The sequence below is a fragment of the Micromonospora maritima genome (assembly GCF_902825405.1).
Classification (GTDB): domain Bacteria; phylum Actinomycetota; class Actinomycetes; order Mycobacteriales; family Micromonosporaceae; genus Micromonospora; species Micromonospora maritima.
This window is the reverse complement of record NZ_CADEAU010000146.1, coordinates 1-11,494: the sequence shown is the minus strand read 5'-3', so window position 1 is coordinate 11,494 and position 11,494 is coordinate 1. Positions and strand designations below refer to the sequence as shown.

At 72.8% G+C, this 11,494-nt stretch carries 13 protein-coding genes; 11 read left to right on the top strand and 2 right to left on the bottom strand.

Going from position 1 to position 11,494, the window contains the following annotated elements; all coding sequences use genetic code 11:
* From HUW36_RS15500 to HUW36_RS15485, 4 genes are all read left to right on the top strand, one after another.
* Window positions 1–560: M24 family metallopeptidase (locus tag HUW36_RS15500; RefSeq protein WP_174528816.1), on the top strand; the 560-nt coding region annotated here is incomplete at its 5' end.
* Window positions 557–1,699, top strand: coding sequence for an acyl-CoA dehydrogenase family protein (locus HUW36_RS15495; protein WP_174528815.1), 1,143 nt, complete (start codon window positions 557–559; stop codon window positions 1,697–1,699). The genes HUW36_RS15500 and HUW36_RS15495, both read left to right, overlap by 4 nt.
* Window positions 1,700–1,708: 9 nt before the next feature.
* Window positions 1,709–1,924 (top strand): DUF433 domain-containing protein, encoded by a 216-nt coding sequence (locus HUW36_RS15490; protein ID WP_091574488.1) that lies wholly within the window; start codon window positions 1,709–1,711, stop codon window positions 1,922–1,924.
* Window positions 1,925–1,983: 59 nt separating this feature from the next.
* Window positions 1,984–2,490 carry an Lrp/AsnC family transcriptional regulator gene (locus HUW36_RS15485; RefSeq protein WP_174528814.1) on the top strand — a complete coding sequence of 169 codons (507 nt, stop codon included), beginning with the start codon at window positions 1,984–1,986 and terminating at the stop codon, window positions 2,488–2,490.
* Here HUW36_RS15485 and HUW36_RS15480 read toward each other — a convergent pair.
* Window positions 2,420–3,034, bottom strand: a complete 615-nt coding sequence (locus HUW36_RS15480) for a histidine phosphatase family protein (protein WP_174528813.1) — start codon at window positions 3,032–3,034, stop codon at window positions 2,420–2,422. The two genes, HUW36_RS15485 and HUW36_RS15480, sit on opposite strands and share 71 nt — an antisense overlap.
* A 156-nt stretch (window positions 3,035–3,190) precedes the next feature.
* Between HUW36_RS15480 and HUW36_RS15475 the strand changes: the two genes are divergently transcribed.
* Entirely contained in the window at window positions 3,191–3,385 is a 195-nt protein-coding gene (locus HUW36_RS15475) for a CsbD family protein (protein ID WP_091574484.1), read from the top strand.
* A gap of 60 nt (window positions 3,386–3,445) precedes the next feature.
* On the opposite strand, the gene HUW36_RS15470 is transcribed toward HUW36_RS15475, so the two are convergent.
* Window positions 3,446–4,852 carry a KamA family radical SAM protein gene (locus HUW36_RS15470; protein WP_098744863.1) on the bottom strand — a complete coding sequence of 469 codons (1,407 nt, stop codon included), beginning with the start codon at window positions 4,850–4,852 and terminating at the stop codon, window positions 3,446–3,448.
* A 144-nt stretch (window positions 4,853–4,996) separates the two neighbouring features.
* Between HUW36_RS15470 and kdd the strand changes: the two genes are divergently transcribed.
* The 6 genes from kdd to HUW36_RS15440 all read left to right on the top strand — a co-directional run.
* Entirely contained in the window at window positions 4,997–6,058 is a 1,062-nt protein-coding gene (gene kdd / locus HUW36_RS15465) for an L-erythro-3,5-diaminohexanoate dehydrogenase (RefSeq protein WP_484502591.1), read from the top strand.
* A 4-nt stretch (window positions 6,059–6,062) separates the two neighbouring features.
* Window positions 6,063–7,637 carry an amidohydrolase gene (locus tag HUW36_RS15460; protein WP_174528812.1) on the top strand — a complete coding sequence of 525 codons (1,575 nt, stop codon included), beginning with the start codon at window positions 6,063–6,065 and terminating at the stop codon, window positions 7,635–7,637.
* On the top strand, window positions 7,634–9,196 hold the full coding sequence (gene kamD, locus HUW36_RS15455; RefSeq protein WP_174528811.1) for a lysine 5,6-aminomutase subunit alpha: 1,563 nt from the start codon (window positions 7,634–7,636) through the stop codon (window positions 9,194–9,196). Before HUW36_RS15460 ends, kamD begins: the two co-directional genes overlap by 4 nt.
* Window positions 9,193–9,945 (top strand): lysine 5,6-aminomutase subunit beta, encoded by a 753-nt coding sequence (gene kamE, locus HUW36_RS15450; protein ID WP_174528810.1) that lies wholly within the window; start codon window positions 9,193–9,195, stop codon window positions 9,943–9,945. The genes kamD and kamE overlap by 4 nt, the downstream gene beginning before the upstream one ends.
* Window positions 9,942–10,340 (top strand): 3-aminobutyryl-CoA ammonia lyase, encoded by a 399-nt coding sequence (gene kal, locus HUW36_RS15445; RefSeq protein ID WP_174528809.1) that lies wholly within the window; start codon window positions 9,942–9,944, stop codon window positions 10,338–10,340. The genes kamE and kal overlap by 4 nt, the downstream gene beginning before the upstream one ends.
* 166 nt (window positions 10,341–10,506) lie before the next feature.
* The coding region (locus tag HUW36_RS15440; RefSeq protein WP_174528808.1) for a glutamate mutase L at window positions 10,507–11,494 on the top strand (988 nt) is incomplete at its 3' end.

The following is an 11,494-nucleotide window of genomic DNA, read 5'->3' as shown; positions in this document are numbered from 1 at the left end:
CCGCGATCCGCGCCGCCGGTCACGCCGAGGTGGACTTCGTTATCGTGGCCGCCGGCCCGCACGGCGCCAGCCCGCACCACGGCACCTCCGACCGGCCGATCGGCGCCGGCGAGCCGGTGGTGGTCGACATCGGCGGCACCATGCCGTCGGGCTACCGCTCCGACTGCACCCGCACCTACGTCGCCGGCGGCCCCGCGCCGGCCGGGTTCGCCGACCTCTACGCGGTGCTGCGGGACGCGCAGCGCGCCGCCGTGGCGGCCGTGCGGCCCGGGGTGACCGCCGAGGACCTCGACGCGGTCGCCCGTGACATGATCACCGCCGCCGGTTTCGGCGACGCCTTCCTGCACCGCACCGGGCACGGCATCGGCCTCGACACCCACGAGGACCCGTACGTGGTGACCGGCAACCCGCGCCCGCTGGAGGCCGGCATGGCCTTCTCGGTCGAACCCGGGATCTACCTCGCCGGGCGGTACGGCGCCCGGATCGAGGACATCGTCGTCTGCACGACGGACGGCGGGCAACGGCTCAACACCACCCCCACGGAGCTCATCGCGCTATGAACGTCGACCGGATCCTGCCCACCGACGAGGCCCACGACCTGCTGGACCTCGCCACCGAGCTCGCCGACCGGGAGCTGGCCCCGAGGGCCGCCGGTTTCGAGGAGCGCGCCGAGTTCCCCCGCGAGGTGCTGCGCACCCTGGGCCGGGCCGGCCTGCTCGGCCTGCCGTACGCCGAGGAACACGGCGGCGCCGCCCAGCCGTACGAGGTCTACCTGCAGGTGCTGGAGATCCTCGCCGGCCGGTGGCTGGCCGTGGCCGAGGCGGTCAGCGTGCACACGCTGTCCTGCTACCCGGTGGCGCAGTTCGGCAGTGACGAGCAGCGCAAGCTGCTGCCCGACATGATCGGCGGGGAGCTGCTGGGGGCATACTGCCTGTCCGAGCCGCAGGGCGGTTCGGACGCGGCGGCGCTGACCACCCGGGCGGTCCGCGACGGCGACGCGTACGTGGTGACCGGCACCAAGGCGTGGATCACGCACGCCCGGGTGGCGGACTTCTACAACATCTTCTGCCGCACCGGCGGGCCCGGCCCGAAGGGCATCTCCTGCCTGCTGGCCGACCGGGCCACGCCCGGCATCCACCCGCAGGCCGCCGAGCGCACCATGGGCCTGCACGCCTCCCCGGTGGCGCAGATCGCCTTCGACGACGCGCGGGTGCCCGCCGAGCGGCTGATCGGCGGCGAGGGCGCCGGCTTCACCATCGCCATGTCCGCGCTGGACTCCGGTCGCCTCGGCATCGCCGCCTGCGCGGTCGGGCTGGCGCAGGCGGCCCTGGACTACGCGGTCGGTTACGCCCGGGAGCGCCGCCAGTTCGGCCGCGCGATCATCGACTTCCAGGGGCTCGGGTTCAACCTGGCCGACCACGCGACGCAGATCTCCGCCGCCCGGGCGCTCATGCTGGCCGCGGCGCGGCTGCGCGACGCCGGCCGGCCGTACTCGATCGAGGCGGCGAAGGCGAAGCTGTTCGCCACCGACGTGGCGATGCGGGTGACCACCGACGCGGTGCAGGTGCTCGGCGGCGCCGGCTACGTTGCCGACCATCCGGTCGAGCGCTACATGCGCGAGGCGAAGGTGCTCCAGATCGTGGAGGGCACCAACCAGATCCAGCGCCTGGTCATCTCGCGCGCCCTGGCCAAGGGCTAACCTGTCGCGGTGACCTTCCCCCGGATCACCGTCGACCCCGACGTCATGGGGGGTGCGCCCTGCGTGCGGCAGTCGCGCGTCCCCGTGGCCACCCTGCTGGCCATGATGGCCGAGGGCATGTCCGTCACCGACATCCTCACCGATCTGCCGTTCCTGGACGAGGAGGACATGGCGGAGGTGCTCAACTACGCCGCCGACGCGGTGCGCGACCGGACGGCGCGCTGAGCGTCACCCCGGCGGGCCGGGTGCGGCGGGGGAGCGCTTTTGCGGCTAGGCTGCGCCGCGTGGAGGAGATCGACCGCGCCATCGTCGCCGCGCTGACCGGGGACGGTCGGCTGTCGTACACGGACCTGGCCGAGCGGGTGGGCCTGTCGGTGTCCGCCGTGCACCAGCGGGTCCGCCGGCTGGAGCAGCGTGGCGTGGTGAAGGGGTACGCCGCGCGGGTGTCGTTCGAGGCGCTGGACCTGCCGCTCACCGCGTTCGTGGCGATCCGGCCGTTCGACCCGTCGCAGCCCGACGACGCGCCGGAGCGGCTGGCCCACCTGCCCGAGATCGACTCCTGCTACTCGGTCGCGGGGGAGGACTTCTATCTCCTGCTGGTGCGCGTGGCCGGCCCGGCCGACCTGGAGCGGTTGTTGCAGGAGATCCGCACCTCGGCCAACGTCACCACCCGCACCACCGTGGTGCTGTCCACGCCCTACGAGAACCGCCCGCCGCGGATCAGTGCCGAGCTGCCCGGTCGGGGTCGGGCCCGGTCGGCGACGGAGCCGGCAGGTTCCAGCGCCGGATGACCCGCCGGCCGTGCTCGTGGCCGAGCACGCTGATCGTGGCGGTGTCGAGCCGCAGCAGCCCGCCGGCCGACGGGGGCAGGCCGATCCACCGCGCGCCGAGCACGCGCAGGCTGTGCCCGTGCCCGACCAGCGCGACGCTACCCCGTTCCAGCAGCGGCGCGACCCGGGCGAGCACCCGGTCGAGTCGCGCGCCCACTTCGGCCGGTGACTCGCCGCCGGGGCCGCCGCCGTCGGTCCAGATGCTCCAGCCCGGTCGCTCCTCCTGGATGTCGTCGCTGGTGCGTCCCTCGTATTCGCCGTAGTGCCATTCGGCGAGGTCGGGGTCGGTGGCGTCGACGGTCAGCCCGGCCAGGTGGGCGGTGCGGGTGGCGCGCTGCCGGGGGCTGGACAGCACCCGGACGAAGCGCCGGCCGGCGAGCAGGGGAGCGAGCGCGCGGGCCTGCCGCTCGCCGTCGGGCGTCAGCTCCAGGTCGGTGTACGAGGTGTGCCGGTGGCTGGCGCTCCACGTGGTCTCGCCGTGCCGGATCAGCAGTATCTCGTTCACCCGCCCAGTCAACCACGCCCGTCGCGCCGGCACCGGCAACCGTTCTGACCTATTATCCTAGGATGCCTTAGGGGATGTGCGCCGGTCAACGGCGTTTGTCGAGCCCGGCACCGGGGACGCGACAAGGGCAAACCGCACGCTGACGAGGAGGGCGACATGAGCTTCACCGACAAGGCGAAGATGAAGGCCCAGGAGATGAGCGGCATGGCCAAGGAGCGCATCGGCGACGTCACCGACAACGAACGGTTGCGGGCCGAGGGCGCCAGCGAGCAGAGCGCGGCGCGGGCGCGTCAGGCCGGGCAGGACGTCAAGCAGGCCGGTCGCGACGTCAAGGACGCGTTCGAGAAGTGACCCGGACGCGCGTCGCCCCCGCCGGCTGGGCCGGCGGGGGCGACGGTGTGCGTGCGACGGTCAGTCGTCGCGGTGGGCGTGCCACCAGGACTGGCCCGCCTCGGGCAGGGTGTCGATCGGGTCGTAGTACGCGTAGCGCTTGTTGAGCGCCTCCAGGTCGGCGGACTCGATCGAGGTGCGGTAGTTCTTGGTCCAGTAGGAGATGCCGCGCTCACGGTCGTAGTCGGTGAGCATGTGCACCCAGCGCTTGCCGACGAACGGCACGTCGCAGACGATCCGCGGGGTGGCGTAGCCGGGCAGGTAGCCCATGATGTCGTGCTGGAGCTGCTGGGCGTGCCAGACCGGGACCCGCCAGTGCTCGGCGTTGGGGATCATGTCGCACATGTAGAAGTAGTACGGCAGGATGCCCGCCTCGCCCTGCAGCGCGAAGCACAGGTCGAGCAGGTCGGCGCTGGTGGCGTTGACGCCGCGCATGAGCACGCCCTGGTTGCGCACGTCGCGGACGCCGACGTCGAGCGCGGTCTGGGCGGCCTTGGCGACCAGCGGGGTCAGCGACTGGGCGTGGTTGACGTGGGTGTGGATGGCCAGGTTGACGCCGCGGCGGGCGGCGGTGCGGGCGACCCGTTCGAGGCCCTCGACCACGTCGGGCTGGAGCCAGTGCTGGGGCAGCCCCATGAGCGCCTTGGTGGCCAGCCGGATGTCGCGGATGGTCTCGATCTCCAGCAGCCGCATCAGGTACGACTCGAGGTTGCGCCACGGCACGTTGGCGACGTCGCCGCCGGAGACGACCACGTCACGGACGCCGGGGTGGGCCTTGAGGTAGGTGATGTGGGCGTCGTAGCGGTCGACCGGCTTGAGGGTGAGCTTGAGCTTGTCGACGGCGGGGGTGGAGTTGCCGACGAGGTCCATGCGGGTGCAGTGGCCGCAGTACTGCGGGCAGGTGGAGAGCAGCTCGGCGAGGACCTTGGTGGGGTAGCGGTGGGTGAGTCCCTCGGCGACCCACATGTCGTGTTCGTGGAGGCTGTCGCGGCTGGCGTACGGGTGTGAGGGCCAGTCGGTGCGCCGGTCGGAGGCGACCGGGATCATGTAGCGGCGGACCGGGTCGGCGAGCAGTGCCTCGGTGCTCATGGGCGCGAACGGCACCATGGTGTTGAGCATCTGCGGGGGCACCAGCATGGACATGGTGGCCAGGGCCTTCTGGTCGGCCTCCAGGTCGGCGTAGAAGGTCTCGTCGACGGTGTCGCCGAGGACGGTGCGCAGCTGCTTGATGTTCTTGACGCAGTTGACGCGCTGCCACTGGGCGCTCTCCCACTGGTCGCGGGTGACGTGGCGCCAGCCGGGGAAGCGGGTCCAGTCGGGTTCGACCAGGGGCGCGCGCCGGTATTCGTAGGGCTGTCCGGCGGTGGGGACGGCGACGGGCGCGGGGCGGGACGTCGGGATGGTCTCCACCGGTTGGGTCTGGGTCACGGCCCCTCCTCGTCGTGCGGTGCGGTTGATCAGCGGGTGCGAACGCTACTGGAAAATCTGCGGTAAAGAAATTAGTCTGCCGGAAGTTTTCCCGCGACGCGAGCCCTGACCGGGGGTTCGGGCGGCTGGACATAGGGGGTCGGCGTGACGTCACCGGTGGGTCTGCACCGAGTCGTGGAACCGGCGGGGGTGCTGCCGCAGGCGGCCTGGCGGCTGGACGCCGACCCGCGGATCGCGGCGAACGAGGTGCGGATCCGGGTCGAGCGGCTGAACCTGGACGCGGCGAGTTTCCGGCAGTTGGCGGAGAAGCACGGCGGGGACGGGGAGAAGGTCCGCGCCGAGGTGCTGGAGATCATTTCGACCCGGGGGAAGATGCAGAACCCGGTGACCGGGTCGGGCGGGATGCTGATCGGCACGGTGGAGGAGGCGGGTCGCCGCTCGCCGCTGGGGTTGCGGTCAGGCGACCGGGTGGCGACGTTGGTGTCGTTGACGCTGACGCCATTGACGATCACCGACGGCCTGGCCCGGTGGGACGGGCGCAGCGAGCAGGTGCCGTGTGACGGGTACGCGATCCTGTTCGCGCGGTCGATCGCGGCGGTGCTGCCGGCCGACCTGCACCCGGAGTTGTCCCTGGCGGTGCTGGACGTGTGCGGTGCGCCGGCGTTGACGGCGCGGGTGGTGGCCGAGCAGGTGGCGCGGCGCTCGCGCGAGGGTGATCCGCGTCCGGTGTCGGTGGCGGTGATCGGCGGAGCCGGTAAGAGCGGTTCGCTGTCCCTGGCCGCGGCGCGGCGGGCGGGCGCCGGCCGTACCGTCGGGGTGGTGCCGGTGGCGGCGGAGCGGGACGCGCTGACGGCGGCCGGGCTGGCCGACGTGGTGGCGTTGGCCGACGCCCGGGATCCGGTGGGCCTGTCGACGGCGGTGACCACGGCGTTGGGTGTGCCGGCGGACGTGACGGTGGTGTGCGTCGACGTGCCGGGGTGTGAGCACGGCGCGGTGCTGGCCACGGCGGACGGCGGTACGGTGATCTTCTTCTCGATGGCGACGAGCTTCGCGGCGGCGGCGTTGGGCGCGGAGGGCCTGGCGGCGGACGTGACGATGCTGGTGGGCAACGGGTACGTGCCGGGGCACGCGGAGCTGGCGTTGGAGCTGTTGCGGGCCGAGCCGGGGGTGCGCGGCCTGTTCGAGGCGCGGCTGGCGGCAGACTGAAGCCATGACGAACCCCTCGACGCTGTACCGCGGTGGAGTGCTGCACTGTCCGGCCGACCCGAGCGCGACGGCGCTGCTGGTGCGGGACGGGCGGATCGCCTGGTTGGGTGCGGACGCGGACGCGCCGGTGGCCGACCGGGTGGTGGACCTGGGTGGGGCGCTGGTGACGCCGGCGTTCGTGGACGCGCACGTGCACGCGACGGACACGGGTCTGGCCCTGTCGGGGCTGGATCTGTCGGCGGTGCGGTCGGCCGGTGAGTTGGTGGACGCGGTGGCGGCGTTCGCGGCGGGGCTGCCGGGCGACGCGGTGGTGCTGGGGCACGGCTGGGACGAGTCGACGTGGGCGGTGCCGGTGGTGCCGGACGCGGCGGTGGTGGACCGGGCGGCCGGTGGACGGCGGGTGTACCTGTCGCAGGCGTCGATCCATTCGGCGTTGGTGTCGGCGGCGTTGCTGGCGGCGTGCCCGGAGGTGGTGTCGGCGGCCGGCTACGACGCGTCGGGGTGGCTGCGGCGCGACGCGCATCACGTGGTGCGGGCGGCGGCGTTCGCGTCGGTGACCCGGGCGCAGCGGGTGGCGGCGCAGCGACGGGCCCTCGAACACGCGGCGTCGCTGGGTGTCGCGGCGGTGCACGAGTGCGGTGGTCCGGACATCTCCGACGAGGAGGACTTCACCGGCCTGCTGGCGGTCTCGGGGGCCGGGGTGCCGGAGGTGTACGGGTACTGGGGTGAGCTGCTGGGTGCGGCGAAGGCCCGCGACCTGGGTGCGGTGGGCGCGGGTGGTGACCTGTTCGCCGACGGGGCGTTGGGGTCGCGGACGGCGCACGTGTCGGCGGCGTACCTGGACGGTGAGCCGGGGGCGTGCGGGCACGGGTACGTGTCGGCGGAGCAGGTGCGTGACCATCTGTTGGACTGCGCGGCGCACGGGATGCAGGGCGGGTTCCACGCCATCGGGGACGCGGCGATCGGCACGGTGCTGGAGGGGTTCGCGGCGGCGGCGCGGACGTTGGGCACCGACCGGGTGCGGGCGGCGCGGCACCGGGTGGAACACGCGGAGATCATGAGCAAGCGGTTGATCGCCGGGTTCGTGGAGTACGGGATCGTGGCGTCGATGCAGCCGGCGTTCGACCGGTTGTGGGGTGGCGCGGGTCGGATGTACGAGTCGCGGTTGGGTCTGGCCCGGTCGTTGGAGTCGAATCCGATGGGCGCGATGCACGGGGTCGGGGTGGCGTTGGCGTTCGGGTCGGACTCGCCGGTGACGCCGATTGATCCGTGGGGGTCGGTGCGGGCGGCGGCGGCGCACCACAACCCGGGTCAGCGGATGAGTGTGCGGGCGGCGTTCGCGGCGCACTCGCGGGGTGGTTGGCGGGCGGTGCACCTGGACAACGAGGGTGTGCTGGCGTTGGGGGCGCCGGCGACGTTCGCGGTGTGGGACACCCCGGCGGGGGTGGAGCGGGGTCTGCCGGTGTTGCAGGCGGAGGACCCGGAGGCGCGGGGTCCGGAGGATCCGACGCCGCTGCCGGTGTGCCGGGCCACGGTGTTGCGCGGTGACGTGATCTATCAGCGGGAAGGGACTTCGTGACAGGGAAGCTTGGGCTGGATCCGGCGTTGGTGGCGCGGGCGCGGGAGTTGGCGCGTCGGGCCGGGCAGCCGGTGGTGGATCTGGCGCGTAGCCACACCACGGTGTCGGTGGAGCGGGCGGTGCTGCGGTTGGCCGGGGTGACCGGCGCGGACCCGGACGGCATCCCGTGGGTGAACCGTCTGGTGGACGCGGTGGTGGCGGACGTGGGGCTGGGCCACGGGGTGGCGGTGCCGGTGTTCGACGCGATGGCGCGTGAGGGCGTGTCGGACGTGACGTTGCTGGCGCAGAAGGCGGCGGCCGGGTCGGTGCGGTTCGTGCAGCCGACGGCGAAGGCGGCGACGGCGGCCCGTAGGGCCGCGCGTCGGGCGGTGGCGGCGGGGGTGCGGCAGATCGACAGGCGGCGCGCCGAGCGGGACCGTCTGGTGAAGCGGCACGGGGATCCGAAGCAGCGGCCCTGGATCTATCTGATCGTGGCGACCGGTGACATCTACGAGGACATTCCGCAGGCGCAGGCGGCGGCGCGGGCCGGCGCGGACGTGATCGCGGTGATCCGGTCGACGGGGCAGTCGCTGTTGGACTACGTGCCGGAGGGGGCGACCCGGGAGGGTTTCGCGGGCACGTACGCGACGCAGGAGAACTTCCGGCTGATGCGGGCGGCGCTGGACGAGTCGTCGCGGGAGTTGGGCCGGTACGTGCGGCTGACGAACTACGCGTCGGGGCTGTGCATGCCGGAGATGGCGACGCTGGCCGGCCTGGAGCGGCTGGACATGATGCTCAACGACTCGATGTACGGGATCCTGTTCCGTGACATCAACCCGATCCGGACGTTCGTGGACCAGCGGTTCTCCCGGCAGGTGCACGCGCGGGCGGGGATCATCATCAACACCGGTGAGGACAACTACCTGACCACCGCGGACGCGGTGGACGAGGCGCACACGGTGACGGTGTCGCAGTTGCTCAACGAGTTCTTCGCGCACGAGGCGGGGTTGTCCGACGGGTTGCTGGGGTTGGGGCACGCGTTCGAGATCAACCCGGAGGTGCCGGAGTCGTTCCGGTTGGAGTTGGCGCACGCGCTGCTGGCGCGGGAGTTGTTCCCGGACGCGCCGTTGAAGTGGATGCCGCCGACGAAGCACATGACCGGGGACGTGTTCCGAGGCAACCTGCTGGACGGGTTCTTCAACCTGGTCGGGACCATGACGGGGCAGGGCATCCTGCTGGTGGGGATGATGACCGAGGCGGTGGTGACGCCGTGGTTGTCGGACCGGGACATCGCGTTGCAGAACGTGCGGTACGTGCTGGGCGCGGCGGGCGGGTTGCACGAGGACTTCGTGCCGGCGCCGGGCGGGTTCATCCAGCAGCGGGCGCACCGGGTGCTCGGTGAGGCGGTGGAGCTGCTGGAGCGCATCGGTGAGCAGTCGTTGTTGACGGCGATCGCCGAGGGCACGTTCGGGATCATGAAGCGGCCCGCGGACCGTGGCAAGGGCCTCGACGGGGTCGCGAAGCACGAGGCCGACTACTTCAACCCGGCCACGGAGATCCTGGAGCAGCAGCCGTCGTGAGCGAGAAGAAGATCGTTCGGCCGTACGGGGACACCACCGGTGACGGCATGGTGCAGGTGTCGTTCACGTTGCCGGTGCCGCACGACAAGCGGGCCGAGGGCGCCGCGGTGCAGTTGGCCAACAAGATGGGCATGGACCCGGCGATGCTGGTGCACGCCAAGCCCATCGGCGACGGGTTCACCTTCTTCGTGGTCTACGGGCGGGTGAACCACCTGGTGGACCTGGACCAGGTGCAGGTGGTGGAACGGGACTTCCCGCTGCTGTCGGCCAAGGAGGTCAACACGGTGGTGAAGCAGCGGATGCGGCGCAAGCTGTCGGTGGTGGGCGCCTGCATCGGCACGGACGCGCACACCGTGGGCATCGACGCGATCCTGAACGTCAAGGGCATCGCGGGGGAGAAGGGCCTGGAGTACTACCGGGAGTTGAAGGTCACCAACATGGGCGCGCAGGTCAGCGTGCCGGAGTTGGTGGAGGCGGCCCGGCAGGAGAAGGCCGACGCGGTGCTGGTGTCGCAGGTGGTGACGCAGCGCGACGCGCACCTGCACAACACGCGGGAGATGTCGGCGGCGTTCCGGGAGGCCATGCCGGCCGGGAAGCGGCCCCTGCTGATCGTCGGCGGGCCCCGGTTCGACGAGACGATGACCGCCGAGCTGGGCGTCGACCGGATCTTCGGTCGCGGCACCACCCCGGGCGAGGTCGCCAGCTACCTCGTCCACGCGTTGATCACCGCCAGGAGGGCGAGCAGTTGAGCGAGCAGGATCCCCGGCTGGGGTTGACCGTCACCCACCGCCGGTATGTGCCGTACTCCCATGCGCACTACGCGGGGAACCTGGTCGACGGGGCGTACGCGCTGGGGTTGTTCGGTGACGTGGCCACGGAGGTGTGCATCCGCACCGACGGCGACGAGGGGCTGTTCGCCTCCTACTCCGACGTGCAGTTCCGGGCGCCGATGAAGGCCGGCGACGTGCTGGAGGTGGTGGCCACGGTGACCCGGGTCGGCACCCGCAGCCGGACCATCGACTTCGCCGCGCGGGTGGTGTGCCGGGGCCGCCCGGACCGGTCCGGGTCCGCCGCCGAGGTCCTCGACGAGCCGATCGTCGCGGTGACCGCCACCGGCACCGTGGTCGTGCCGCCGGCCCCGTGAGCGCGAGGAGCGAGCCGTCCCTGCGAGCCCCGCAGTCGCGAACGAAGACCGGCTCCGTGAGCGCGAGGAGCGAGCCGACCCTGCGAGCCCCGCAGTCGCGAACAAACGGCAGCCCCGTGAGCGCGAGGAGCGAGCCGACCCTGCGAGCCCCGCAGGACGGTTTCGCGTGAGGGCCGTGGTCTGCGCCGACGTCGGGTCGACGTACACGAAGGCGGCGGTGGTCGACCTCGACGGCGGTCGGCTGGTCGGCGCGGCGTCCGCGCCGACCACGGTCGGCACGGACGTGCTGCACGGCCTGGACGCCGCGGTCGGTGCGGCCACCGCGTCGGCCGGTGTGGGCGACGTGCCGTGGTACGTGTGCTCGTCGGCCGGTGGTGGGCTGCGCCTGGCGGTGATCGGCTACGAGCCGCTGGTGACAGCGCAGGCGGGCCGGCGGGTGGGCCTGTCGGCGGGGGCGAACGTGGTGCACGTGGCCGCGGGTCGGCTCGGCGCGGCCGACCTGTCGGCGTTGCGGGCGGCCCGCCCGGACGTGGTGCTGCTGGTGGGTGGCACCGACGGCGGTGACGCCGACACGCTCACCCACAACGCGACGCGGTTGGCGCGGGCGCGCTGGCGGGTGCCGGTGGTGCTGGCCGGCAACGTCGACGTCCGTGACGACCTGTACGCCCTGCTGGGGGCGGCGGGGGTGCCGGTGACCGCCGCGGACAACGTGCTGCCCCGCATCGGGGTGTTGGCGCCGGCGCCGGCCCGCGCGGCGATCCGGGAGGTGTTCCTGCGGCACGTCATCGGCGGCAAGCGGCTGTCGCGGGGCAGCCGGTTCGCGCGGCTGGTGCGCGCGGCGACGCCCGACGCGGTGCTGACCGGGGTGGAGGTCCTCGCCGACTCCCTCGGCGGTGACCTGGCGGTGGTGGACGTGGGTGGGGCGACCACCGACGTGTACTCGGTGCTCACCCCGGACGAGCGGGCCGGCGGTCCCGGCCAGGAGGTCGCCGGGACGCTGTGGCGGGCCCGCACGGTCGAGGGGGACCTGGGCATGCGGTGGAGCGCGCCGGGTGTGGTGCGGGCCGCGGCCGAGGAGCGGCTGCTCGATGCGGGGGAGGAGGGGCCGCTGGCCGCGGCGGCGGCGGTACGGGCCGCCGACCCGGCGTTCCTGG

Bases quoted from the DNA above. Each gene is read 5' to 3' on its own strand.
- HUW36_RS15495 (WP_174528815.1), top strand. From the start codon at position 557: ATGAACGTCGACCGGATCCTGCCCACCGACGAGGCCCACGACCTGCTG.
- HUW36_RS15475 (WP_091574484.1), top strand. From the start codon at position 3,191: ATGAGCTTCACCGACAAGGCGAAGATGAAGGCCCAGGAGATGAGCGGC.
- HUW36_RS15460 (WP_174528812.1), top strand. From the start codon at position 6,063: ATGACGAACCCCTCGACGCTGTACCGCGGTGGAGTGCTGCACTGTCCG.